The following is a 24230-nucleotide window of genomic DNA, read 5'->3' on the forward strand; positions in this document are numbered from 1 at the left end:
GTGGCCGCGGCCCTGCTGGCGAACGTCCTGTACAGCACCGGATTCGTCCTGGAGAAACGCGCGTTGGCGGCCCTGCCCGAGGTGGACATCCGCCGCCCGGCCCGGCTGCTGCGGCTGGTCCTCGGCAGCCCCCTGTGGATCGGCGGCTCGCTGGCCCTCGCCGCGGGCTTCGGCGCCCAGCTCGCCGTCTACCGCACCCTTCCGATCGCCGCGGCCCAGGGCATCTTCGTCTCCGGCCTTGTCCTGCTTGTGCTGCTCTCCTCCCGGCTGCTCGGCGAGGAGACGACAGGCCGCGAGCGGTACGCGCTCGGTGCGATCCTCGCCGCTCTGCTGATGGTCGTGCTGTCCCTGCGCGAGGGCACGGACACGGTGAGCCGCAGCGCCCCGGTGCCGCTGATCCTCACGGTCTGCCTGCCGTCGCTCTCGCTGGGCGTGTGGCTGTACGGAGCCGCCGAGCGCCGCTCCAAGCACCGGCACCGCATGCCGACCACGGGTGTCGAATACGGCGTCGCGGTGGGCCTGTTGTACGGCGTGAGCTCGCTCGCCATCAAGGGCGTGTCGAGCTACTTGACGACAAGCGACCTGGGCGGAGCGGTGGTCGGCCTCCTCCGCTCCCCGTACCCCTATCTCCTTCTCTTCACCGGCGCCTTCGGCCTGGTCATGTCGCAGGCGGCGCTGCAGCGCTGCCGGGCCTCGCTGATCGTGCCCGTCTGCACGACGGTGACCTGCCTGTTCACGGCGGTGCTCGGCACGCTCGCGTTCGGCGAGGCGCTGCCGCACGAACCGGTGCGGCTCGCCCTGCGCCTCGCGGGCACCGCGCTCGCGGTGTCGGTCCTGCTGGCCATGCCCAAGCACGACGAAGCGCCCCAACCCCCCATCGGTGCCAAGGAGCTGACACCCCCATGAACCCCGACGACCCGCTGCTGAAGATCCTGGCCTGCCCGCTGGACAAAGGGCCCCTGCACCTTCTCGTACCGGACGAGTCCGTGGCAGCCGAAGAGGCGCTCTACAACCCGCGCCTGCACCGCCGCTACCCGATCGTCGACGGCATCCCTCAGCTGCTGCCGTCCTCCGGGCAGCAGGTCACGGAGGACGAACACGAGGAACTCCTCAAACGGATGGCCCCATGACAGACCCCAGGACCGGTCGCGTGAAGAAGACCCTGGCCGCCCGCCTCGCCCCCTTGCTCCCCACCCGTCTGGTCGCCGCCACCGCCCGGCTCGTCTACCCGCGTTTCGAACCCGAGCTGGCCCGGCTCGCCGACCTGTGCCCACCCGGTTGCGGCACGGCGGTGGACGTGGGCGGCTGGTACGGCCCCTGGAGCCGCCGACTGGCCGGCCGAGCCCGCCGCGTGGTGGCCGTCGAACCGGTCCCCCACCTGGCCAGACTCCTCTCCGCCGCCACCCCCGGGAACGTCCGCGTGATCAGCGCCGCCGCCTCCGACCACCGGGGCACGGCCCAGCTGTGGCTGCCGCCGGACGACGCGGGCGACCGAGGCGTGTCCTCCCTCGTGCGCAGGGACATCCACGCCCGCGCGCTGAAGGTCCCCTGCCTGACCCTCGACAGCCTGGGCCTCCGCGACGTCGGCTTCATCAAGATCGACGTGGACGGCAACGAGCTGGCGGTGCTGCGCGGCGCGCGGGCCCTGCTCACCCGCGACCGCCCGGCTCTCTTCATCGAACTGGAGTCCCGTATCCAGCCGATCGCCCCGGTCGTCGAGCACCTCGCCGAGCAGGGCTACGCCGGGTGGGTGCTCCCCGGCGCCGCCTGGCTGCCCCTGGCCTCCTTCCCCCTGGAGGCCCACCAGGCGCAGACGTCGTACGTCGTCTCCCAGGGCCTGCTGCGCCGGGTGCTGCCGCCGCACGGCCCCCGTTACGTCAACTCGGTCCTGTTCCTGCCCGACGGGCGCCGTCCGGGCGAGGCCCACGTACGCGACCATGGACCTCATGCCGGCCAAACGCCCCACCACCCCCTTCACCCCTCTCGACTTCCAGCTGGTCCTGCTGCGCCGCATGGCCGACCACAACCCTGACCTCGTCGAGGACGCCCGCCACGAGCTGGGCGTCTCCATCGCCGACATGCGCGAGGCCAACCGCCGCTGGCAGGCGATGCTGCACGCCCCGCGCTCCCGGGCGGCCACCTCCCGCTACCGCTCGATCCTCGGCGCCCCGGAGTCGGTCACCCCCCGCCAGATCGGCGACCTGGCCTGCGAGGCCCTGCTCTGGCCCGTCCCCCTCTGGCCCGACCTGCGCTTCGAGGTCCTCGTCGCGCCCAACGGAGTGGCCTGGAACGAGTGGCTGGTGCGGGCCCCCGGCGCCCCCGGCCCGGTCCTTGAGACCCTGGACGACCTCACTCCCTGGTCCTGCACGGTCGACGAGGCCGCCCGCGCCTTCGCCCCCGCCCGCCCCCTGGAGGGCACGGCCCCGACCCGCTGGGGTCTGGCCTTCACGGCCCCGGACCCGTCGGGCGTACGACACGAATGCGCGGCGGAGTTCACCTGGGGGCTGCTGCAACGGGTGGCCGTCAAAGGGCAGCGGCCTTGAGGATCGCCTCCACGACGACGGGCAGCGACTCCGGGTGCAGCCAGAGGAAGAGATTCGGCTCGACCAGCTCCAGCTCCATCACCCGGGGCTCGCCGTCGTCGCCGTCGACGAGATCGACGCGGGCGTAGAGCAGGGCGTCGGCCCCGTCCGGCACGGCGGCCAACGCCCGTTCGGCGACGGCCAGTTCGGCGAGGGTCGGCTCCCAGGACGCCAGCCGCGGATGGGGAACCTTGTCCCCGTCGAACGGTGTCCCCGGCTCCAGCACGGCACCCTTCCGGCTGGCGTGCAGCAGCCGACCGCCGAAGAACTGCAACGCCCGCTCGCCACGGACGTCGATGTTCTTCACGTACGGCTGCACCATCGCGGTCAGCCCCTCGGCGTGCATCCGCGCGAGCTGCCGTATCGCCCTCTCCCGCTCCTCGGGGGTGTACCGGGCGGCGTACCGCGCTCCCGCACCGGCGGTGGGCTTCACGACGAACTCCTGGTCCTCGGGCAGCTCGACGGGGTCACCCGGCGCGAGATACCGGGTCGGCACGACCGGGACACCCGCCGCCGCCAGATCCCCGACATACCGCTTGTCGGTGTTCCACCGCACGACCCCCGCCGGATTCGCGAGCCGTGTGAGCCCACCGCACCGCTCGGCCCACGCCACGAACTCCGCCACCCGCCAGCTGTAGTCCCAGGTCGACCGGATCACGGCGAGATCGAAGCCCGCCCAGTCGACCTCGGGGTCGTCCCAGTACGCGACGACGGCTTCGGCTCCGGCGTCCTCCAGGGCCGCCCTGAGCACGGGCAGATCCCGATCCGCGCCGGGCTCCTCGCCCGGGTTGTAGCTGACGAGCGCGACACGGGCCACGGCGGTCTCCATCCTCGTAGGACATCTCGGGACGATCCCGCCGCAGGGTAACAACCAGCCGTGCAACCGCGGCAACCCATTTGACCTTCACCTTTGGTGAAGCCGCAGCATCGATGGCGGAACGAGGAACGACCGGACCACGGGGTGGGCGCATGGACATGCTGACGATCGGGGCCTTCGCGAAGGCGTGCCGGCTGTCGCCGAAGGCGCTGCGGCTGTACGACGAGCTGGAGCTGCTGCGGCCCGCCCGGGTCGACCCGGAGACCGGGTACCGGTACTACGCGGTCGGGCAGCTGGAGCAGGCACGTCTGGTGGCGTGGCTGCGGCGGCTCGGGATGCCGCTCGCCCGGATCCGGCGGGTGTGCGCCATGGCGCCGGGGCCGGCCGCGCGGGAGATCCGCGCGTACTGGGCCCAGGTCGAGGCCGATACGGTCGCCCGCCGGGATCTGGCGGCGTTCCTCGTGGACCATCTCTCGCCGTCCCCAGGGAAGGACACCAGCATGCTGGAGCTCCGTTACTCCGCTCTCTCCGACACCGGTCTGGTCCGCACCGCCAATCAGGACACCGCCTACGCGGGCACCCGCGTCCTCGCCGTGGCCGACGGATTCGGGCCCGGCGGGGCGCCCGCCAGTACGGCGGCGGTGGAGGCCCTCAAGTTCCTGGACGACGAGCCGCTCCCGGCCGGAAGTGTGCTCAATCTCCTTGAGGACGCCGTCCAGGGCGCCACCCAGGCCGTCCAGGACATCGCCCCCGACGGGGAGGACGCCGGAACCACCCTCACCGCGATGGTGTGGACCGGCTCCCAGCTCGCGCTGGTCCACATCGGGGACTCGCGCGCGTATCTGCTCCGCGACGGGGAGCTGTTCCGGATCACCCACGACCACACCGTGGTCCAGTCGATGATCGACGAGGGCAGTCTCACGCCGGAGGAGGCGACCACCCATCCCCAACGCTCCCTGCTCCTGAAGGCGTTGGGCATCGGCTCGGCCGCCCCCGTCCCCGATCTGCGGCTGCACGACGCCCGGCCGGGCGACCGCTATCTGCTCTGCTCGGACGGCCTCTCCGGTGTCGTACCGGATGAGGGGATAGCGCGGATCCTCACCTCACGTGCCGCACCCGAGGAGGCCGTTCGGTCCCTCGTCGACACGGCGAACGACTCCGGTGGCCCGGACAACGTGAGTTGTGTGGTCGCGGATGTGGCGGACGCCAGTGCCACCACCGGCCCCCGGTTCAGCTAGAGCGGCCGCCCGCCGCCTTCCACTCCTCGTCCGTGAGCGGCGGCCCGGTGAGCTGTGGCTTGAGCGGGCCGAGCACGGCGGCGAGGAGCACGCCGGGGGCGAGGAGTACTTGCGCGCCGCGCTCCAGGGAGGACACGTCGGTGAAGCGGCGCGCGACGCGGCCGTTTCCGGTGGCGGTGTACAGGAGCCGGTCGACGTACGCGGCCAGGATCCTGTCCCTGAGCGTGGGGCCGGCCTCTGTCGCGCCCGGGAAGAAGACGTCCTGGCCGGTGGCGAGGTCCCAGGCCGCGTTGACCGGGCGGGCCACCGCCTTCTGCAGGACGCGGGCCGGCCGGGGCGCGCCCCGGCCCCGGCGGCGGATCACATCGCGCAGGGCGACGGCGCTCTGGGCCGCGACCGACATGCCATGACCGTAGATGGGGTTGTACGCGGCGAGCGCGTCGCCGATGACGAGGAAGCCGTCGGGCCACTGGCGTGAACGCTCGTAGTAGTAGCGGCGGTTCGCGGTGGTACGGGTGAACGCCACGCCGGTGAGCGGCTCGGCGCCCGCGATGAACTCGCCGATGACGGGGTGCCGTAGCTCCTCGAAGGCGAACCGCTCGAAGTCGCCCTCGTCGGCGGTGGGTTCACCGCCCCGGGTGCCCGACAGGGTGACCAGCCACCGGCCGTCCTCGATGGGCAGCAGGACACCCGCCCGGCCCGGGCGGCCGTCGCGCGGGGCGGCCTGCACATTGAGGACGGGGAAGCCATGCCGTGCGTGCTCCGGGGCGCGGAAGATCCGACTGGCGTATGCCAGGCCGGAGTTGACCTGCCGTACCTCCGGTTCGGGAAGGCCGAGGGCGGCGAGCCACTCCGGTGTGCGGGAGGCGCGTCCGGTGGCGTCGACGACCAGGTCGGCGGGGAGGGTGCGCTCCGCGTCGTCATGGCTGCGGACACGGACTCCGGTGACGGCGGTCGCGGTGCCTTCCAGGCCGAGGGCCTCTGCGCGCTCGACGAGCTTGATGCGGTCGTCGTCGAGGATCTGGGCGCGGACCGTCGCGTCGAGGAGGTCACGGCTGCAGAGGATCATGTGGTGGGACTCGTTCCAGCGGCGGAACCAGCCCTGGGGCGACAGCGCGACCATGTCCCTCGGGAGCGGCAGCCGGTGCGCCCCGGCGTCCGCCAGCAGCCCGGTGACACCCGGGACGAGTTCCTCCATCGCGTGGGCACCGCCGGACCACAACAGATGGACGTGCTGGGCCTGCGGGAGGTTCTTGCGGCGCTCGGGCCCGTCGGGCAGGACGTCGCGCTCGACGACCGTGACGACGTCCGCGAACTCGACCAGGGCGCGTGCCGCGAGCAGTCCGGCGAGGCTGCCGCCGAGGACGACGGCGGATCTCAGGGGGCGATCGCTCAGGAGACGATCGCTCGTGGGGCTGGCACTCATGGGGCGGGCACGCTCTCTGCTGCGGCGGCCGCGCGCTCGCGGACCGCCCTGATGTCGTCGGTGTGGCGGAGGGCCCGGGACACGGCCTCGATCCCCTCCAGCAGGTCTTCGATGTCCGGGCTGCCCAGAGGGGCGTCGGCGTCGTCCTCCCGGGAACGTCGTTTGGTCTGGATGGCGTCCTGGATCGCCACGACATGGGCGAGCGGCCTCGCCCGCCCGGCCTCGCGCCCCAGGCCGACCGCGGCGTCGTACGCCCGTCGGTCCAGGTCCTCGTCGATGTACCGGGCGAGGTGGAGCAGCGCGTCCCGGATGAACGTCTCGCGGCGTGTCAGGCGCAGTTCGGGGGTGGCCCGCAGCTTGAAGGGGACCCGGCCGCCCGTGACGGTGCGCGTCAGCAGGTACAGGGGCCGCAGGCGCCAGTGGCTGAGCCGGGTGCGCGCGCGGCGGTGCAGGTACTGGCCTGCGTGCGGAAGGATGAAACCCACCGCGATCAGGATGGCGGAGAGACAGGCGACGGGCGGCGACAGGGCCGTGCTCAGCCAGTCCAGGTCGTGGCCGGTCCAGCGGGCGACGACCGCCGCGATCTTCGAGGTGTCGTAGATCAGGTTCATCGCGTAGCCGACGCCGAGGAACTTCAGGCCGCTACGAAGCCATATGTCGAGGCCGTCGGTGCGGATCCAGTTCCGGATCAGCCGGTAGGTGATGAGGCAGGCCACGGTGTGCGCGAGCAGGTAGAGCACGATCTCTTCGCGCATGAAGGCGGTGGTGGCGTAGTACGTGTCGAGGTCCCGCACCCGCTCGACGGGGGTATCGGCGAGCGCGAACAGCACCCACAGCGCGACGATCACGCCCGAGTAGACGCTCACCACCCATCGCGTGGCGCGGCGGGTCGTCTCCGAGCGGTCGGAGATGCCGTTGCGCCAGGCGGTGATCAGCAGCAGACAGGATCCGCAGAACGCGGTGATGAGGCTGTAGACCAGGGGCGCCGAGATGTTCGGTACGCCGGTGACGCGGTTGGTCCAGGCGATGGTGGGCGGCGCCGCGAAGACGAAGACGCCGCAGGCGAGGAGGAGCAGGCCGCCGACGGCTCTGAGCAGGGGGTCCTTCCAGAGCTTGATGATGCTGGGCAGTTTGATCGCCAGGGCGGCGGTCAGGACCGCCGCCGGTATCCAGAAGGAGATGTACAGGCCGTCGAAGAAGCGGGAAGGATTCATCGCCGGTCAGTCCTGGGGTCCGCGATAGCCCAGGGACGCCTGGATGGCCCGGCCCACCGGGTCGACGGGTCCTCGGGTACGGGAGCCGGTCACCCAGGAGCGGAAGACGCTGGCGAGGTGCAGGCCGAAGTCCTCGGCCTCGGCTTCGTCCGCTTCGTGGGATCCGTTGCGGGCGGCGACGGTGAGGGCGATCTCCTGCCAGTCGGGGCTCTCGGAGAGGGCACGTGCGGCGGCGGCCGCGCCGTCGACGTGATGGTCGCGGTGCCCTTCCTTCATGTGCCACAACTCATGGCCCAGGATGACGAGTTGCTGCACGGTCTCGGCGCGCTCCTCGATGATGACGAGGTCGAAGTCGTGGAACTCCATCCACAGGCCGGTGACCTCGATCTCGTCGGGAAAGCGCTCGAAGCGCAGCTGGACGGGACGGCCGTCACGCCGCCTGCTCATCTCCTCGCACAGGGCGTCCGCCAACTCCCGTACGTCGACCGGGGTGTCGATCCTCTTCCGCAGTACGCGGCTGAGCTCCACCGCGAGGGCGCGCATCTCGGAGTCGGCCCGGGGCGAACGCAGCGCCGCCGCGAGCCCGCGAATCCTGCGGACCAGCTTCATCGTTCCGCCTCCTCGCCGCCCAGCAGGCCTTCGAGCATCAGCACGAGCGCCTCCTGCTTGCGGGGCGTGAGCCGCTTGCCCCGCAGCGCGAGCGTCACGACTCCGTGCTTGATCGTGAACTTGAGCAGGGGGCCCTCCTCCGTGCCGCCTTCGAGTTCCTGAAGGGTGCGCTGAAGAGCTGCGTTCAGGGCGACGGCGGCCGGGTCGGTGAAGAACTTGGTGCCCTGGTCGATGTGGAAGAACTCCGCGAGCCGGGTGAGGTCCGGCACGTTCGGCATCTTGTCGCCGTTGAGGAGGGAGCGTGCCCATTTCTCGCTGATCCCGAGCCGGGCGGCGACCTCCCGGCACACATCGGCGGGCCTCCTCCCGCTCTCGGCGAGATACGCCTCGTACAGCGCGCGCACCCGCCCCCGGATCCGGTCGTCCACCTTGTCCTCGGGCGGCGCCTCGCCGTCGAGCAGGGCCCGGATCTCCCCCTCGGGGAGGGCGGTCCGCCCCGACAGGGCACGCGTGTCGAGGACTTCGCCTCGGTCCAGACGCTTCTCGGCGATCCGCGCGTCGAGGCGTGCGAGTGTCTCGGGGAGAGGCGGCGGGGACTCACTCACCAAGGGGCTCCCGGCAGTTGATTCATAAAGTTGTCGCGTTGGCCGAGACTACGTGGCCGGGTCGGCCCGCGCCATGGTTTCCGAACGATCGTTCCCGCTTCAAGAACGATCGTTGCCGGCGGATATGCGCCCGCGTCCGGAGGCAGCAGGCGGGGAGGGCTCAGCCGGCGGTGCCGTGGAGTCAGGGCTTCAGGAGTCCGCCCACCCACCAGTCGTGCGGTTGACCGTTGACCATGCTGCGATTGCGGAGGGTTCCCTCCAGCGTGAAGCCGAGCTTCTCGGCGAGTGCGCGGGAGGCCACGTTGCCGACCATCGCCCACCACTCGATTCGATGCGCATGGAGCGCGGTGAAGCCCCAGTCGCACAGCGTCCGCGCGGCCTCGGCGGAGTACCCGTGGCCACGCTGCTCTTTGGCCGCCCAGTAACCGAGTTCGTAGACACCCCGGTCACGTTTGGTCAGACAGAAGGAGCCAACCAGAGCGCCGTTGTCCGTGCGGAAGGCGCCGAGGATGTAATCGCCGTCCGTGGCCCAGCCCTTGGGAGCAGTCTCTTCGACGTATCTCTCGGCGTCCTCACGCCGGAACGGTGTGGGCGCCGGCGTGTAGTACTGGATGTCCACATCCTGGCAGGCCGCGTACACCGCGTCCGCGTCGTCGGGAGTGAAGGGCCGTAACAGCAGGCGGGCGGTCGCGAAAGTCACCGGATCCATGACGGCAGTATCGCCAGGGCCTCTATGGGCGGCCAACAGTTTTCTTCACCGGCCAGCGAGGGTGCGCAACCCGGCGCATACGTGGTGCCGCTCTCTTCGGGACGGGTGCCGCCTCCAGTAACACGCATGGACGACCCCCGACCCGCAGCCACCCACACGCGATAGGAGCCACGCACGGACGACTCCCGATATCCGCAGCCACCCACACGCGATAGGAGCCACGCACGGACGACTCCCGATATCCGCAGCCACCCACCCACAGAAGGAGCCGCCCGTCGACGACCACCGACCCGCAGCCACCCACCCACAGAAGGGGCCGTGCCGGTACATCGAATGCCCGCATCCGGACGGATCCAAAAAAGACAGCACCCTTCCACCCCACAACCGATCCGTTCGGATGCGGGCGGATGTACCGGCGCGGCCCCGACCCACCTCCGTACCGTGGACGAACCGGCGCCCGCACCCGGGCACGGACTCACGGAGCCCCGAAAGGACCCCACCGTGATCGTGATCGCCCACGTCAGCGACCTCCACATCGACAGCGACCGCCGCAGCGTCGAGCGCGCCGAGGCTGTCATGGCGTACCTCGAAGACCTCCCCCACGACCTGGACGCCGTCCTCGTCACGGGAGACATCGCGGACCACGGCCTGCCGTCCGAGTACGAGGAGGTCCGTCGGCTCCTCACTTCCCGGCACCCGGTCCTGGTCTGCCCCGGCAACCACGACGAACGCGCCGCGTTCCGCGAGCACTTGCTCGGCCGCCCCGCCGCGCCGGGCCCGGTCAACCAGGTCCACCACGCGCCGGGCTTCACCCTGGCCCTGTGCGACTCCTCGGTACCGGGCAAGGACCACGGCCACCTGGAAGACGAGACCCTGACCTGGCTGGACGACGTCCTCACACAGGCCACGACCCCCGTCCTGGTCGCGTTCCACCACCCACCGACCACCCTCAACATGCCGTACGTCGACGGCATCCGCCTCCTGGACGAGCGGCCCCTCGCCGACCTGACCGCCCGCCACCCCCATCTCACCGCCTTCCTCACCGGCCACGCCCACACCCCGGCGGCCACCACCTTCGCGGGCCTCCCCCTCCTGGTGGCACCCGGCGTCGTCTCGACCAGCCGCCTCCCGTGGGAACACCGCGCCCACCCGGACGACCACGTCCACCTGGACCTGCCGCCCGCGCTGGCGTTCCACGTCCTGGACGCGGACGGGCGACTCACCACCCACTACAGGAGCGTCATCGTGTAGGAACGGGAACGGTTGTGACAGTGCCCGCAGAGAGTCCCCTACTGGCAAGGAGTACGTGTGTCCTCCCTCTTCCCGGCCCTGGCGGGCGGTTCGGTCGCGGAGCGGTCCGCGCTGCGTTTCGGTGATCGGTCCCTGACGTACGCGGAGCTCGCCGCATCGGCGGGTGAACTGGCCGGGCGGCTCGGCGGTGCCGGGAGGGTCGCCGTATGGGCGACACCGACCCTGGAGACAGCCGTCGGTGTCGTGGCCGCCCTCCTCGCCGGGGTGCCGGCGGTACCGCTCAACCCGAAGTCGGGCGAGGGCGAGCTCGGGCACATTCTCGGCGACAGTGCGCCGTCGATGGTGCTCGCCGGTTCGGGCGACGAACTGCCGGAGGCCGTACGGGCGTTGCAGCGGATCGACATCCAGACGCACATCCCTGGAACGGCCGTACCGCCCGCCGAGGCGGACCCCGCCGCCCCCGCCCTCATCATCTACACCTCCGGCACCACCGGCCCGCCCAAGGGCGCCGTCCTCCCGCGTCGCTCCATCGCCTCGACCCTGGACGCGCTGGCCGACGCCTGGCAGTGGACGGGCGACGACGTGCTCGTGCACGGACTGCCGCTGTTCCATGTGCACGGGCTGATCCTCGGCATTCTGGGGCCGCTGCGGCGCGGCGGGTCAGTACGGCATCTGGGGCGGTTCAGCGCGGAGGGCGTCGCGCGGGAGCTGAACGACGGCGCGACGATGCTGTTCGGGGTGCCGACGATGTACCACCGGCTCGCCGAGGCGCTCGCCGAGGACGTGGAGCTGGCCAAGGCGCTCGGCCGGGCGCGGCTCCTCGTGTCGGGTTCCGCCGCGCTGCCCGTGCACGACCACGAGCGGATCACGGCCGCGACCGGGAGCCGGGTCGTCGAGCGGTACGGCATGACCGAGACTCTGATGATCACGAGCGTCCGGGTGGACGGTGCGGCGCGCCCCGGCACCGTCGGGATGCCGCTGTCCGGCGTCGACCTGCGGCTCGTCGAGGAGGACGGATCGACGATCGCCGGGTACGACACCGATGGCACCCCCACGGGCGCGTACGACGGCGAGAGCGTCGGCGAGATCCAGGTCCGCGGGCCGAACCTCTTCACCGAGTATCTGAACCGGCCCGACGCCACCGCCGCCGCGTTCACCGAGGACGGCTGGTTCCGCACCGGCGACATGGCGGTCCTCGACCCCGACGGCTCGGTACGCATCGTCGGCCGCAAGGCCACCGACCTGATCAAGAGCGGCGGCTACAAGATCGGCGCCGGGGAGATCGAGAACGCGCTGCTCGAGCATCCGGCGGTACGCGAGGCCGCCGTCACCGGTGAGCCCGACGACGATCTGGGCGAGCGGATCGTGGCCTGGATCGTCCCCGCGGACCCCCAATCACCGCCACCAGAAGCGGAGTTGGCCGACCACGTGGCCCGCCGCCTCGCCCCGCACAAGCGGCCACGCACCGTGCGCTTCCTCGAGTCCCTGCCCCGCAACGACATGGGCAAGATCCTGAAGCGGGCGCTGCCGCGTGACTGAGCGGTTCTCGGCGCGCGAGACCATCGCCCTGGTCGCCGACACCTTCACAGAACTCCCGTCCCCCATAAGGAAGTTCCAGCCCAATGGCCCACTCTCCTGGCAGGGGTACGACGACTCGCGCGCCCGCGCCGCCGCCCGTACCGGCGAGGAGGAGTCCGTCGTCTGCGGCACCGCGGCCATCGGCGACACCCCCGCCGTGCTGATCGCCTTCGAGTTCGGCTTCCTCGGCGGCTCGCTCGGCGAGCGCACCGGCGACCGCCTCCAGGCGGCGTACACCCACGCTCGCGAGCACCGTCTCCCCGTCGTCTCGTTCGTCGCCACGGGCGGCAGCCGGATGCAGGAGGGCATGCTCGCGCTCAGCCAACTCCAGCGCGTGGCCCATCAGTCGGCTCTCAACCGCGAGGCCGGGCTCGCCCAGATCGCCGTGCTGCGGGACCCGACGACGGGCGGCGGCTGGGCCACGCTGGGCGCGGGCGCCGATGTGACCCTGGCGCTGCCCGGCGTCCAGGTGGGCTTCGCGGGCTCCCGGGTCCGCCCGCCCGACGCGGACCCGGCGGCGTACACGGCTCAGGCCCAGCTGGCGGCGGGGGCGGTGGACGCCGTCGTACGACCGGAGGAGCTGCGGGGCACGCTCACGCTGTGGCTGGGCCTGCTCACCAGGCCGTCGGCCGAGGCCGCGCCCGCCCCGCCCGCCCTGGGCGCACTCGACCTCCCCGCCAGCGGCTGGGACGCCGTCCGGCGCGCCCGCTCCCCCGAACGCCCTCGCGCCGAGGCCTACTTGGACGCGTACTTCACACGCCGGGCAGCCATCAGCGGAGACCGCTGCGGCGGCACGGACGACGGCATGCTGTGCGGCTTCGGTCTCGCGCGGGACGGGCGGCCCCTCGCCTACGCCGCCCAGTGCGGGACCGCGACCCGGCCCGCCGGCTACCGCACCGCCGCCCGGCTGATCCGGCTCGCGGGCCGACTCGGCATCCCCGTACTGACGTTGGTGGACACGCCGGGAGCCGCCAACGACGCCGACGCGGAGCGGCAGGGCGCCGGCGCGGCGATCGCGGACCTGTTCGCCGCGGTGGCCACCGCCCGTACGCCCGTCACCACGCTGGTGATCGGCGAGGGCGGCTCGGGCGGCGCGCTCGCGCTGGCCGCTCTGGGCAACACCTGGGCCACGCCCGACAGTTATTTCTCGGTCATCGCCCCGGAGCTCGCGGCCGCGATCCTGAAGCGGTCCCCTGAAGAGGTCGAAGCGACGGCCGACCAACTCCGCATCCGTCCCCAGGACTTGCTGGACCTGGGGGTGATCCGGGGCATCACGGAGAACACCGGGAAGTGAACGGATCGGCGGCGCCGGCTCCCCCCTCCCAAGGGAAGCCGGCGCCGCCCGCACGCAGGGGGCCGGTTACCGCACTCCCACCGCCCGGATGATCTCCTGCCGGACGGATCCGCCCTGGTCGTCACGCGCCGAGGCCCGCAGGGAGATGAACTCGGCGTCGCGCGGCACGCTCAGAGTCCCCTTCCAGGACGCCTTGCCGCCGGAGAGCGGAACCGACGGCACCTCCTTCCACGTATTCCCGTCGTCGTACGACACTTCGAGCTTCCCGCCCTCGATGGTCCCCGTGTCCGGCGCACCCTTCACATACTCGGCGTAGATCCCCACCGGCACCCGGCTGCCGCCGCGCACATCGCCCGCGAGGTCGGTGTCGATGTCGTAGCCGAGGTTGAGGAGCGGCAGGAAGGTGAAGTGGTCCTCGGGGGTGGCCGCCGATCGGACGGTCCACTCGGAGTGGCCCTTCGTGGACAGCTTCCAGCGGTCAGCGTCCAGGGTCGTGTCCGTGACGACCTTGTACGTGTGCTCGTCGGCGGGCGCGTCCCAGACGTACGCGCCGGAGCTCATCCGCCGGTCGACCAGCGAACCGTCCTGGTACACCTCCGTGAACTGGGTCATCCCGGTGTCGTCGCTCCACACGTCGCCGAAGCCCGTGTGGTCGGGCCCGGAGTCGCCCCAGCCAGGCGTGTTGAACTGGATCTGGTTGCCCGCGCGCTGCTGGCCCCAGCCGAGTCCGGTGCCGAGCCAGGGGTGCCAGACGGGCTTGAACCAGTCGAGGGTCGAGTGCGTGCCGCCCCGGTAGGTGATCAGTCCGCTGCGTTCCTCCAGTGTGCCCGGCCCGACGGCGACGGACTCGTGCCACAACTGCCCGGCACCTGTGGAGACATAGTCGGTCCGCTCGGCCGGGTAGTCGATCCGCTCCTGGAAGCCGATGCCGATGGGGAAGGCGTCGGTGATCGAGTAGCGGAACTCGCCGCCCGACACGGGCCGCGCCGCGTGGAACCTGGCGTCCAGCACGGCGAGTTCGCCCTTGCCGGGCTCGTACGTGAGGTCACCGCGCGGAATGGCTCCCGCGTGGCCCTCGGAAAGGTCGTACACGTACGGGGTGTTGCGCGTCCCGGTCATGTCGGCGCTTCTGGCCGCCCGCAGCCGTGCCGCGTCCGCCGCGCTCACCGTGGCGATCTGCAGCGGCCGGTCCGCGTTGTCGTCCGTGCCGAACCAGGCGTTGAGCCGCCCGGCCGTGTCGTCGGTGACGAACAGGGCCTTGGCGCCCGCGTCCTGAGCGGCCTGGGCGAGAGCGGCGGGTTCGACACCGTCGGCGAGCCGGGCGAGCACGGCCTTGCCGCGCACGTCCTTGCCGGTGAAGACTCCGTCCCCGACATCGACCAGCGGCAGCCTGCTCCGCCCCTCGATCAGCGTGCCGCCCGGCTGGACGACCGCCTCACCGATGCCGTCGACCTCCAGCAGCGGCTTGCCGAGCCGCCACACCGTCCGGTACTCGAAGCCGCCTTTGGTCACCTTCGCGGTCGGCGCGGCGAAGACGCTGTCGTACTTCACCGGCACCTGCACGGCGCCGAACAGGTCGGAGCCGCCCGCGTTCCGGTCGTACTCCATCAGCAGCTGCCTGGTCTCGGTCCGCCGGTCGACCTTCGCCTTCAGTTCTCTCAACTGCCGCCCATCCAGAGTGACTTCGCGGTCCTGGTCGAGCGTGATCTCGGGCGCCGCGAGGAAACCGAGCCCGAGCGAGTCCCGGCCGTGGCTGCCGTGCACGTCGAGGAAGGACGTGAGGCTGTACGTCCCCGGCTTCAGGCGGAGCTTCAGGGTGCCGGAGTCACCGACCGGCGCGGGGTAGGCGTCGACGCCCTCGGCGAGCTGCTGGACGACGAGGTCGGCGGCGGTGGCGGCGCCCTCCCGGTCCTTGACGTGCACGGTGAGCGTGTACCGCTCCTCTTCCTTGACCAGCCCGAACGTGGTGTGCGCGACGGGGGTGCCGGCGACGGACGCGACGATCTGCCCGGAGGTGTTGCCGACGGGCGCCTTGGAGCCGTCACCCGTCACCGTCGTGGAGGCGGTGCCGTGCGCGGGCACGGTGAGCGTGGAATCGGCGAGGGTCGCGACACCCTCGGCGGCGCCCTGCACGGCCAGGCGCAACTCGACCGCGGCGTCGGATGAATTGCTGTACGTCACCGTCCTCGTGACAGGCTTGTTCGTGTCGTACGGCCAGCTGTAGAAGCCGAGGTCGGCACTGCCCGTGGCGGTCACGGCAGCGTCGACGGCATCGGGCACGCTCAACCGTCCCGAGCCCAACACATAGGCGGACGCGTCGAGTTGCTTCGACGTCGACATCAGCGCGTCCTTCAGCTGGGCGCCGGTCCAGTCGGGGTGCTTCTCGGCGAGCAGCGCGGCCACGCCCGCGACGTGCGGCGTCGCCATCGACGTACCGCTCATGGAGGTGTAGTAGCCGCTGCCGTCCACGAGTTGGGAACGGGCGGCGAGGATGTCGACGCCGGGTGCGGAGAGGTCGGGCTTGAGCGCGTTGTCGCCGTAGCGCGGTCCGGCGCTGGTGAAGTAGGCGGCCTGGTCCTGCGAGTCCACCGCGCCGATGGTCAGTGCGGAGTCGGCGGCGCCGGGCGAGCCGATGGAGGAGGGGGCGCCGGTGTTGCCGGCGGCTATGACGAAGAGGGCGCCGGTCTCCTCGGACAGGGTGTCGACCGCCTCGGCCATGGGATCGGTGCCGTCACTGGCCTCGGTGGAACCAAGGCTCATGGAGATCACCTTGGCGTGCACATCGCGGGCGGCCCACTCCATACCGGCGATGATCTGCGACTCGCTGCCCGAACCCTGGTCGCTGAGCACCTTGCCGACGGCGAGCGTGGCACCGGGCGCGACGCCCTTCTCCGTACCGTCGGAGGCGGCACCGCTGCCGCCGACCGTCGATGTGACATGGGTGCCGTGCCCGTTGCGGTCGGCGACCTCCTGTCCGTCGATGAAACTCTTGGTCTGCGAGACCCTGTCCGCCAGGTCGGGGTGGCTGGTGTCGACACCGGTGTCGAGGACGGCGACCGTGACCCCCTTCCCGGTGAGCCCGGCCTCCCAGGCCTTCGGTGTGCCGATCTGCGCGTTGGACTCGGCCATGTCGGCCTTGACGCGCCCGTCGAGCCAGACCTTGCCTATCCCCTCCTGGCGGGTCATCGCCCGCCAGAACGTCCGCCCCTTGTCCGCCTCGACGGCGGCACCGCGGATGCTCGGCAGCGCGCGCGTCTTCTCCGCCCCACGCGGAGTGGCCGTGCTGCTCTTCTTCTCGTACGTCACGATCAGCGGCAGCTCGTCCGTCTTCCGGTCGGTGAGCCCCTGACGTATCAGCTCGCTCACGTCGAACAGCCGCCGGTCCAGGGTGCCCGCCCGCAGATACGGCAGCGCCTCGTCCGGTACGACGGAGACGGCGCCGTTCGCCACCTGGGTGCGCACGGCTCCGGTGGCCCCCTTGGGGCGCTCGACGGTGACCGTCTTCTTGCCGCCGGCGAGGTCGGTGACCGTCACCTTGTCGCCGGTGACGAGGGTGACGGTGCGGGCGGCGGAGGCGGCCCGGGTCGGCGAAGAGCCGGCTTCTTGCGCGCCCGCCTGCCCCATCGGCAGCAGGGCGAGCACGAGCCCGGCCGACATCAGTCCGGCCCCGCGTCTCGCTGGTCCTTTGGTCATGTGTGCCCTCTCTTCGTCGACGCCCGGGCTGCTGTGTCGCTGCGCTGCGAAGAGTGTCGGGGGGCTTGTGTTGCGGGGGAGTCGACGGGAGCTGGCGGGAAGGCGCCCTGGCGGCTTCCCGCCAGGACAGGCGGGTACGAGCCACAGAAACCGGGACAGCCCACGCCGCCGCAGCCCCCGCCGCCCGACCCGGCGAGGAACCGCCGGAAGCGCAGGGCGGAGGCGAAACAGCGGTCCCTGACCGCCGTCCTGCAGGGCGCCGAGTGCGTACTCCTGGGCTTCGACGGCGTGCTGACGCCGCTGTGGGACGGAGTGGGGCCCGACAGGGCCGCTCACGAGCTCGCCGCCCTCCTCGTGGAACTGCGGAATCCCGAGGAGGCCCTGAGCGGCGAGCCCCTGCTGACGGACTGCGCGTCCTCGGAGCTCGTGGAGGGATACACCAACCCTCTCGACCTGCTGCGCGCGTTCTCGCACCACCGGCTGGGCGACCCTCTGCGCCGGGAACTCCACCGGATCGAGGCAAGGGCCGTCCCTTCGGCAGGGCCCATCACTTGCGCGGACACCCTCGTCCGCACCCTCGCCGCCACCGGCCGGGCCCCGCCGTCGTCGCCGACACCTCACCCCGCGCTGTCATGTCCTATCTGCAGTCCCGGGGACTGACCAACGCCGTGACCGGCGGAATCCACGCGCGTTGCGACGACCTCACCCTGCTCATGCCGAACCCCGGCTGCCTCCACCGCGCCCTGAACGAGCTGGGCGTGGCCGCCTCGGAAGCCGTACTCATCGGATCCACCGTCGCCGAACTGAGCGCCGCGCAGGCCATCCAACTCCCCTTCGTCGGCTACGCCCGCAACGAAACGATCGAGCGGCGTCTGATCCGCGCGGGCTGCGAACAGACCGTCACTACCCTGGAGCCGGTGCTCACAGCCTTCCGTACCGACTGAGTCCGCCGGAGACCACCCATCCAGCGGCACCCCACCCGGCCCCTCAGGAAAGGCGCCCCCTCCCCGGTGACCGCACGATGCGAGAGAGGACCGCCGCCCGGCGAAGTCCCACGGTCCGCGCTCTCGGGAGGAACTGCCATGACCGTCAGTCTGGAGCAGCTGCGCCGCTGTCACTTCGCCGTCGACCTGGGCGCGGCACGGACCCGTGTGTACGTGAAGGGCGCGGGTCTGGTCGTCGACCAGCCGAGCGTCGCCGCGATCAACACGAAGACCGGCGCGCTGATCGCGGTCGGCGAGTTCGCCGAGAAGATGACGGGCCGTACGCCCGACTACATCCGTGTCGTCCGGCCGGTGACCGGCGGCACCGTCGTCGACATCGAGATGGCCCAGCGCATGCTGCGCCATCTGCTCGGCGACAAGGTGCGCCGCACGCTGCGCCGCAAGCCGCGGCTGCGGGCCGCTGCCTGCACCCCGCACGACGCCGACCCGCTGGCGCAGCGCGCCGCGATCGAGACGCTGGTGGGGCTGGGGGCGCGGCGGGTCGAGCTGGTCGACACGCTGATCGCCGCCGCGGTCGGGTGCGGTCTGCCCGTGGAGCGGCCCGAAGCCACCATGGTCATGGTGTGCGGGGCCGCCGCGACCCAACTCGCCGTGCTGTCGCTGGGCTCGATCGTCACCGCCGAGCGCATCCCGGTGGGCGGCGAGGCCGTCGACCACGCGATCGTGCAGCACCTGCGGCATCAGCACGAGCTGATGCTGCCCAGTCAGGCCGTACGGCCCCTGCAGCTTGCCCTCTCCGGGAACGGGCTCACTCCGCACGGTCCCGCGTCGACGGAGATCCACGGGCGGGATGTGGCGACCGGCCTGGCCCGTTCCGTGCAGGTCGACACCGCCGCCGTACGCGATGCCATCCAGACCCCGCTCACCGCGGTGCTCGACGGGATCGGGAAGGTGCTGCGCTCGTGCCCGCCGGACCTGGTGGCCGACCTCGCGGACCGCGGGATCATGATGGTCGGCGGCAGCGCGCTGCTGCCGGGTCTCGACCAGATGCTGCGGCACGCGACAGGCATGCCGGTACACATCGCCGAGCGGCCCGACGTGTGTGCCGTGCAGGGGCTCGGCTACATGCTGGAGGGCAAGATCGAGCCGCTGGTTCTCGACCCGCTGGTGAGCTGACGGCCCGGCGTCCCAGGGGCCTCGCGTGACCGACCCCGTCCCCCGCCTCCCGGCCCTCCTGGAAGCCGTCCTCAGCGTCGGTACCGACCTCGAACTGCGGGCCACGCTCCAGCGCATCGTGGACGGCGCCGCCGAGCTGACGGGGGCCCGGTACGCGGCGCTGGGCGTGGTCGACCCGGGGCACGACGGGCTGATGGAGATCGGTACGGCGGAGCTGCCCGAGTCCGGCCGAAGGAGCTTCATCGGGCGGACGGACGACTCTCTGGGCGTACCCATCCGTGTCCACGACGAGGTGTTCGGGAACCTGTGTCTCGCCGAGAAGTCCGGCGGCCCGTTCACCGACCAGGACGAGCAGTTGCTGCGCGTCCTCGCCGCCCAGGCGGGCATCGCGATCGCCAACGCCCGGCTGTACGAGACGGCCAGGCAGCGCGAGCGGTGGATCCAGGGCGCGGCGGCCGTCACCACCGCGCTGCTCACCGGTGAGGACGCCGCCGACGCGCTGACGACCGTGGCCGACCGGGCCCGGGTCCTCGCCGACGCCGCGGCGGGCGTCATCCTCCAGCCGACGGCGGAGGGCGGCATGGAGATCGTGACCGCGTCCACGCTTGACGACCCCGGCGACATCGTGGGCACCACGATCGCGCCCGGCAGCCCGGTCCTTGAACAACTCCTCGGCGGCGAGCCGGTGTTCATCGAGGACTCGGCGACCGACCCCCGGATGACGACTCACGTACGGACGCGCTTCGGGCCCAGCATGATGCTCCCCCTCCAGGCGGGCGGCCGCCTCATCGGCACGCTCGCGCTCCCCCGCCGGCGCGGCGACCGGCCGTACACCTCCGTGGAACGGCTGCTGGCCACGCAGTTCGCCTCGCAGGCCGCGCTGGCCCTGGTCCTCGCCGACGCCCAGCACAGCCGTGAGCGCCTCGCGGTCTACGAGGACCGTGACCGCATCGCCCGCGATCTGCACGATCTGGTCGTCCAGCGCCTGTTCGCGACCGGCATGATGCTCGAATCCACGCAGCGAAGGAGCGCGGGCGCCGGCGGCGACATGGAATCCGGCGGCTCGGGCGAGGACGTGCACGCCACGCTCGGCCGGGCGGTCGACGAGCTGCAGTCCACCATCCAGGAGGTCCGCACGGCCATCTTCGCGCTGCAGCAGCCGCCGGCGGACGCCCCCACCACGTTCCGCGGCAAGGTGCTGCGCGAGACGGCCGGGGCGGCGGCGGTGCTCGGCTTCCAGCCGTCCACACGGTTCACCGGCGCCGTGGAGAACCGTATCCCGGAGTCCGTGGCCGGTCATCTGCTCGCGAGCCTGCGCCGCGCGCTGGCCGCCGCGTCCCGCCGCGCCGGAGTGTCCCGCATCGACGTCACGGTCGACGCGACGGCGACCCTGCCCGACGGCCGCGCCGGCGTCCGACTGACCGTCCACGACGACGGCACCACGGAGGACGGCGGAGCGGGCACCACGGTCACCTGGCAGTCACCGCTGCGAGCACCACCGAGGTGAGCCGTCACCGCTGTGAGCACCACCGAGGTGAGCCGTCACCGCTGTGAGCACCAGCGATGTGAGCCGTCACCGCTCCTCGCAACCGACACCCGCCGAACTGACGTCTCCCCGGCCGAGCCTTCGCGTCGCCGGGAAATCGGATTCACACTGTCGGCCCCGCTCCGATTGCGTAAACCCGGACTCGGCGCTAAGCATGAAATCTAGGAAGAATCAACCCCGCACCAGAGATCCAACTGATAGCCTCCGCCTCGACAGTCACTCAACCCAACGAAAGTCCCAAAAAATGAACCTTTCGGTGACGCCGGCGACGCACCACTCCGCCGCCCCCAGGCCCGTGCGCCGACCGCACACGCCCCTGTCGGCCATCGACCCGCTCGGGGCTGCCGCCGTGAGGTCCGCCGGTCGAGTGACGGACATCCCCGGACGACGTCCGGTCAAGCCGATCACTTTTGACTCGGCGCTGTAGGCGCCGTAGATCACGCAGACTTCGGCACGGGCGCATCCGGCGGTACGACGACCGCCCGGTGCGCCCGCGCGCGTGCGCCGGAGCCCTCAACCGCCTTGACCGATCAAGGGGTTGGCGGTACAAGCAACCCTCCGTCGGCACTATTCTCACCCCGTGAAGCTGCAGCAGTTCGTCCTCAAGATCCACAGTCGATGCGACCTCGCCTGTGATCACTGTTATGTGTACGAGCATGCCGATCAGAGCTGGAAAGGCCGCCCGACCTTCATTTCCGAAGAAACGCTCGGAAAAGTGGCCCGGCGATTCGCGGACTATGCGGAAGAACAAAAACTACCCTCCGTTTCCGTGATCCTTCACGGTGGCGAACCTCTTCTCGTGGGTCCCGTCCGTATGAGAAACATCTGTGCGGAACTCACTCGAACCATCGCCCCGGTGACCGCTCTCGATCTCCGTATTCACACCAATGGCGTGCAGCTCAACACGCGCCATCTCGATGTGTTCAAGGAATTCGGCGTCAAGGTCAGCATCTCGCTCGACGGCGACCGTGCAGCCAACGACCGGCACCGACGCGATCGGCGGCGGCGCAGCAGCTACGACCGGGTGCTGCGCGCGATCGAGCTGCTGCGCACACCCGAGTACCGGCATCTCTACAGCGGTCTGCTGTGCACCGTGGACGTGGTCAACGACCCCGTCGCCGTGCACGACGCGCTCGCTGCCCTGCATCCGCCCCGCATCGACTATCTGCTGCCGCACTCCACCTGGGACAGTCCACCGCCCAGGCCGGTCGACTCGCCCACCGCGTACGCCGATTGGCTGCTCAAGATCTTCGACCGGTGGGACCGGCAGGGGCGCACCGTCTCGGTGCGGACCTTCGAGTCGGTCCTCAGCACCCTGCGGGGCGGGCCGAGCCTGACGGAGGCGATGGGGCTCGCGCCGAGCGATCTCGCGGTGGTGGAGACCGACGGCAGTTTCGAGCAGGCGGACTCGCTGAAGACGGCGTACGACGGGGCACCGGCGACCGGTTACGACGTCTTCCAGCATCGCTTCGCGGAGTTCGCGCGGCATCCCGGCGTCCGCGCCCGCCAGCTGGGCCTCGCCGGTGTCAGCGCGACCTGCCGCCGCTGCCCGGTGATCGAATCGTGCGGCGGAGGCCTCTACGCCCACCGGTACAGCAGCGGCCGCGGCTTCGACAATCCGTCCGTTTTCTGTTCCGACCTGCGCGCTTTCGTCGACGGCGTGGCCGAGCGCATCACCGACCACACCCTCAGCCCGGCCGTCCGCGACCGGGACGAACTCCGTTTTGCTCAGGGTGAGTTGAATCGGCACTCGCTCTCCCACGCGGTGGCCCGGCACTCCGGAGAGCCGGACTGGGACGAAATGTGGCGGGCCTTCCTGTACTTGGACGGCACGCCGGACGCGACGCCCGAGGTCGACGAGATCCTCGCCCACCCCTATCTGCACACCGCGCTGAAGCACTGTCTGCACGACCGGGTCACCACCCCGGCGCCGCTCGCCTCAGCGATCGTCGCGGTCGCCGTCCGCGCACGGGCCGACCTCAAGCTCACCTGGGACCAGACCGCCCCCGAGCTGCACCTCCCCACCCTGGGGACCCTCGCGCTCCCGGAAGGGGGCCGCCTCGAAGTCACCGTGACCGCCGGCCGGCTCCGGGTGCGTACCACCACGGGCGAGGAGTGCGGCCCCGAGGACACCCCCGCTCCATGGCGCCCCCTGCACCCCATGACCCTCACGGACGGCACCCCGCTGCTCCTCGACGACGCCGACCCCCTGCGCGACTGCTACCCCGCCCGCGTCACCCCGCCCCTCGACCCCGACGAGCTCGCCAGGTTCACCGAACGGCTGTGCACGGCCTACGAGTTGATGGAGGAGCGCGAGCCCGGCTGGCGTGACGACGTCAACGCGCTGCTCGCCACCACGGTCACCCCGCTCGTGGCGGGCGCCGGAGTGCGGCTCGGCGCGCACGGGCTCGGCGCGGTGGGCGTGGCCGTCGACTTCGAGCCGGAGGAGTTCGTGCGTGAACTGCCGCGCACCGGACGTCTGGCGCGGCTCGCGGCGCTGCGGGAGACGGCGGATCTGAACGTGCCGGGCAGCAGGGCCGGACGGCTGCTCGACGAGGCGAGCCGGGAGCTCGGCAACGCCGCCTTCTGGAAGGGCGACGACGACGCGCGCGCCGCCGCGCTGGAGCGGACGGGCCGCGCCCTGGAGCAGCTGGCCACCCGATCTCAGGGCGAACTCACCGAGACGGGCGCGGTGTTGGCCGAGGAACTGCGGGCCGAGTGGGCGGGCCACCGTGACTGATCGCACCCAACTGGCTCATTTATTCGCCGAGTTGGGGGTGCGCCCCGGCGGCATCCTCATGGTCCACGCCTCCCTCGGCGGTGCGGGGCTGCGCGACACCCACGTACGGGACGCGCTGCTCGACGCGCTCGGCCCCGACGGCACGCTCGTCGTGCCCGCCTTCTCGCCGGAGAACTCCTTCACCTCCCGGGCGTACAAGGCGCTCACCGACGGCATGTCCGAGGACGAGGAGGCGGTGTTCCGGGCGTCGGCGCCCCCGTTCGATCCCGATACGACGCCCTGCCCGACGATGGGCGTGCTCGCCGAGTGCGTACGGACCACCCCGGGCGCCGTGCGCAGCGGGCATCCGCACACCTCGCTGGCCGGGCTCGGCCCCCGGGCCGGGGAGCTGCTGGGCCAGCACGATCCGCACTGCCATCTCGGTGAGCGCTCCCCGCTGGCGCGGCTGTACGCCGCCGACGCCCAAGTCCTGCTGTTCCGCGTGGGGTTCGAGGTGTGCAGCGCGTTCCATCTCGCCGAGTACCGGATGCGGCCCGCGCCCGCGCGACGGGCGTACCACTGTGTGACGGTCGAGAAGGGCCACTGGACCGCGTACGAGGACATCGTGCTGTACGACGGGGACTTCGGGGCGATCGGGGCGCGGCTGCCGCGTGATCTCGTGACGGAACGGGAAATGGCGGGGAAAGCGGTACTGCTCCTCGGGATGCGGGAAGCGGTCGACCAGGCCGGTGTCCAGATGTCTGAATATCGCCATGGATTGACGTGAAAGAGGCGACCCGTGCGGGCGCTCGGTCGGGAAGATTGTGGG

The 24230-nt window shown here is 71.4% G+C and carries 21 protein-coding genes; 14 read left to right on the top strand and 7 right to left on the bottom strand.

Features of this window, described 5'->3' with window-relative positions; translation table 11 throughout:
- The 4 genes from AB5J53_RS16360 to AB5J53_RS16375 are packed head-to-tail and all read left to right on the top strand — an operon-like array spanning position 1 to position 2543.
- Positions 1-906 carry a hypothetical protein gene (locus AB5J53_RS16360; protein WP_369252264.1) on the top strand — a complete coding sequence of 302 codons (906 nt, stop codon included), beginning with the start codon at positions 1-3 and terminating at the stop codon, positions 904-906.
- Positions 903-1130 carry a Trm112 family protein gene (locus AB5J53_RS16365; RefSeq protein ID WP_369246389.1) on the top strand — a complete coding sequence of 76 codons (228 nt, stop codon included), beginning with the start codon at positions 903-905 and terminating at the stop codon, positions 1128-1130. Before AB5J53_RS16360 ends, AB5J53_RS16365 begins: the two co-directional genes overlap by 4 nt.
- Positions 1127-2032 (top strand): FkbM family methyltransferase, encoded by a 906-nt coding sequence (locus AB5J53_RS16370; protein ID WP_369246390.1) that lies wholly within the window; start codon positions 1127-1129, stop codon positions 2030-2032. Before AB5J53_RS16365 ends, AB5J53_RS16370 begins: the two co-directional genes overlap by 4 nt.
- Entirely contained in the window at positions 1938-2543 is a 606-nt protein-coding gene (locus AB5J53_RS16375; RefSeq protein WP_369246391.1) for a hypothetical protein, read from the top strand. The genes AB5J53_RS16370 and AB5J53_RS16375 overlap by 95 nt, the downstream gene beginning before the upstream one ends.
- On the opposite strand, the gene AB5J53_RS16380 is transcribed toward AB5J53_RS16375, so the two are convergent.
- Positions 2524-3399, bottom strand: coding sequence for a RimK family alpha-L-glutamate ligase (locus AB5J53_RS16380; RefSeq protein WP_369252266.1), 876 nt, complete (start codon positions 3397-3399; stop codon positions 2524-2526). The genes AB5J53_RS16375 and AB5J53_RS16380 overlap by 20 nt on opposite strands.
- Positions 3400-3551: 152 nt before the next feature.
- Here AB5J53_RS16380 and AB5J53_RS16385 point away from each other — a divergent pair, with 152 nt between their 5' ends.
- Positions 3552-4637 (top strand): MerR family transcriptional regulator, encoded by a 1086-nt coding sequence (locus tag AB5J53_RS16385; protein ID WP_369246392.1) that lies wholly within the window; start codon positions 3552-3554, stop codon positions 4635-4637.
- Here AB5J53_RS16385 and AB5J53_RS16390 read toward each other — a convergent pair.
- The 5 genes from AB5J53_RS16390 to AB5J53_RS16410 all read right to left on the bottom strand — a co-directional run bounded on the left by AB5J53_RS16390 (position 4630) and on the right by AB5J53_RS16410 (position 9200).
- Positions 4630-6063, bottom strand: a complete 1434-nt coding sequence (locus tag AB5J53_RS16390; protein ID WP_369246393.1) for an NAD(P)/FAD-dependent oxidoreductase — start codon at positions 6061-6063, stop codon at positions 4630-4632. The two genes, AB5J53_RS16385 and AB5J53_RS16390, sit on opposite strands and share 8 nt — an antisense overlap.
- Positions 6060-7277 (bottom strand): MAB_1171c family putative transporter, encoded by a 1218-nt coding sequence (locus AB5J53_RS16395; RefSeq protein ID WP_369246394.1) that lies wholly within the window; start codon positions 7275-7277, stop codon positions 6060-6062. The genes AB5J53_RS16390 and AB5J53_RS16395 overlap by 4 nt, the downstream gene beginning before the upstream one ends.
- Positions 7278-7283: 6 nt before the next feature.
- The gene (locus tag AB5J53_RS16400; protein WP_369246395.1) at positions 7284-7886 is read right to left on the bottom strand and encodes a toxin-antitoxin system, toxin component family protein; all 603 of its coding nucleotides are present in this window, start codon (positions 7884-7886) and stop codon (positions 7284-7286) included.
- On the bottom strand, positions 7883-8491 hold the full coding sequence (locus tag AB5J53_RS16405) for a helix-turn-helix domain-containing protein (RefSeq protein ID WP_369246396.1): 609 nt from the start codon (positions 8489-8491) through the stop codon (positions 7883-7885). The genes AB5J53_RS16400 and AB5J53_RS16405 overlap by 4 nt, the downstream gene beginning before the upstream one ends.
- A gap of 181 nt (positions 8492-8672) precedes the next feature.
- Positions 8673-9200: a GNAT family N-acetyltransferase gene (locus tag AB5J53_RS16410; RefSeq protein ID WP_369246397.1), complete on the bottom strand. Its 528-nt coding sequence runs from the start codon at positions 9198-9200 to the stop codon at positions 8673-8675.
- 501 nt (positions 9201-9701) lie between these two features.
- Between AB5J53_RS16410 and AB5J53_RS16415 the strand changes: the two genes are divergently transcribed.
- Genes AB5J53_RS16415 through AB5J53_RS16425 form a run of 3 tightly spaced genes read left to right on the top strand, consistent with a single transcriptional unit; the run spans position 9702 to position 13323 of the window.
- Complete coding sequence (locus AB5J53_RS16415) at positions 9702-10451, top strand: metallophosphoesterase (protein ID WP_369246398.1); 750 nt, start codon at positions 9702-9704, stop codon at positions 10449-10451.
- Between the two features lie 57 nt (positions 10452-10508).
- The gene (locus AB5J53_RS16420) at positions 10509-11990 is read left to right on the top strand and encodes an acyl-CoA synthetase (RefSeq protein ID WP_369246399.1); all 1482 of its coding nucleotides are present in this window, start codon (positions 10509-10511) and stop codon (positions 11988-11990) included.
- Positions 11983-13323: a carboxyl transferase domain-containing protein gene (locus AB5J53_RS16425; RefSeq protein ID WP_369246400.1), complete on the top strand. Its 1341-nt coding sequence runs from the start codon at positions 11983-11985 to the stop codon at positions 13321-13323. The genes AB5J53_RS16420 and AB5J53_RS16425 overlap by 8 nt, the downstream gene beginning before the upstream one ends.
- Before the next feature lie 66 nt (positions 13324-13389).
- Here AB5J53_RS16425 and AB5J53_RS16430 read toward each other — a convergent pair whose 3' ends face one another.
- Positions 13390-17016: a S8 family serine peptidase gene (locus tag AB5J53_RS16430; RefSeq protein WP_369246401.1), complete on the bottom strand. Its 3627-nt coding sequence runs from the start codon at positions 17014-17016 to the stop codon at positions 13390-13392.
- A gap of 288 nt (positions 17017-17304) precedes the next feature.
- On the opposite strand from AB5J53_RS16430, the gene AB5J53_RS16435 reads away from it, so the two are divergent.
- From AB5J53_RS16435 to AB5J53_RS16460, 6 genes are all read left to right on the top strand, one after another.
- Positions 17305-17676, top strand: a complete 372-nt coding sequence (locus AB5J53_RS16435; RefSeq protein WP_369246402.1) for a hypothetical protein — start codon at positions 17305-17307, stop codon at positions 17674-17676.
- On the top strand, positions 17649-17960 hold the full coding sequence (locus AB5J53_RS16440) for a hypothetical protein (protein ID WP_369246403.1): 312 nt from the start codon (positions 17649-17651) through the stop codon (positions 17958-17960). The genes AB5J53_RS16435 and AB5J53_RS16440 overlap by 28 nt, the downstream gene beginning before the upstream one ends.
- Positions 17961-18098: 138 nt before the next feature.
- Positions 18099-19136: a rod shape-determining protein gene (locus AB5J53_RS16445; protein WP_369246404.1), complete on the top strand. Its 1038-nt coding sequence runs from the start codon at positions 18099-18101 to the stop codon at positions 19134-19136.
- A 25-nt stretch (positions 19137-19161) separates the two neighbouring features.
- A complete protein-coding gene (locus AB5J53_RS16450; protein ID WP_369246405.1) occupies positions 19162-20643 on the top strand; it encodes a GAF domain-containing protein in 1482 nt (493 codons plus the stop codon).
- Between the two features lie 619 nt (positions 20644-21262).
- Entirely contained in the window at positions 21263-23422 is a 2160-nt protein-coding gene (gene fxsB / locus AB5J53_RS16455; protein WP_369246406.1) for a radical SAM/SPASM protein FxsB, inactivated metallohydrolase extension form, read from the top strand.
- Between the two features lie 58 nt (positions 23423-23480).
- Positions 23481-24188: an AAC(3) family N-acetyltransferase gene (locus AB5J53_RS16460; protein ID WP_369252267.1), complete on the top strand. Its 708-nt coding sequence runs from the start codon at positions 23481-23483 to the stop codon at positions 24186-24188.
- Positions 24189-24230 lie beyond the last annotated feature (42 nt).

The sequence above is a fragment of the Streptomyces sp. R41 genome (genome assembly GCF_041053055.1).
Taxonomy (GTDB): Bacteria; Actinomycetota; Actinomycetes; order Streptomycetales; family Streptomycetaceae; genus Streptomyces.

What these genes read in the sequence shown, in the direction of transcription:
- AB5J53_RS16365 (WP_369246389.1), top strand. Translation starts at nt 903, where the DNA reads ATGAACCCCGACGACCCGCTGCTGAAGATCCTGGCCTGCCCGCTGGAC.
- AB5J53_RS16370 (WP_369246390.1), top strand. Translation starts at nt 1,127, where the DNA reads ATGACAGACCCCAGGACCGGTCGCGTGAAGAAGACCCTGGCCGCCCGC.
- AB5J53_RS16375 (WP_369246391.1), top strand. Translation starts at nt 1,938, where the DNA reads ATGGACCTCATGCCGGCCAAACGCCCCACCACCCCCTTCACCCCTCTC.
- AB5J53_RS16385 (WP_369246392.1), top strand. Translation starts at nt 3,552, where the DNA reads ATGGACATGCTGACGATCGGGGCCTTCGCGAAGGCGTGCCGGCTGTCG.
- AB5J53_RS16390 (WP_369246393.1), bottom strand. Translation starts at nt 6,063, where the DNA reads ATGAGTGCCAGCCCCACGAGCGATCGTCTCCTGAGCGATCGCCCCCTG.
- AB5J53_RS16395 (WP_369246394.1), bottom strand. Translation starts at nt 7,277, where the DNA reads ATGAATCCTTCCCGCTTCTTCGACGGCCTGTACATCTCCTTCTGGATA.
- AB5J53_RS16400 (WP_369246395.1), bottom strand. Translation starts at nt 7,886, where the DNA reads ATGAAGCTGGTCCGCAGGATTCGCGGGCTCGCGGCGGCGCTGCGTTCG.
- AB5J53_RS16410 (WP_369246397.1), bottom strand. Translation starts at nt 9,200, where the DNA reads ATGGATCCGGTGACTTTCGCGACCGCCCGCCTGCTGTTACGGCCCTTC.
- AB5J53_RS16430 (WP_369246401.1), bottom strand. Translation starts at nt 17,016, where the DNA reads ATGACCAAAGGACCAGCGAGACGCGGGGCCGGACTGATGTCGGCCGGG.
- AB5J53_RS16440 (WP_369246403.1), top strand. Translation starts at nt 17,649, where the DNA reads ATGTCCTATCTGCAGTCCCGGGGACTGACCAACGCCGTGACCGGCGGA.
- AB5J53_RS16445 (WP_369246404.1), top strand. Translation starts at nt 18,099, where the DNA reads ATGACCGTCAGTCTGGAGCAGCTGCGCCGCTGTCACTTCGCCGTCGAC.
- AB5J53_RS16460 (WP_369252267.1), top strand. Translation starts at nt 23,481, where the DNA reads ATGGTCCACGCCTCCCTCGGCGGTGCGGGGCTGCGCGACACCCACGTA.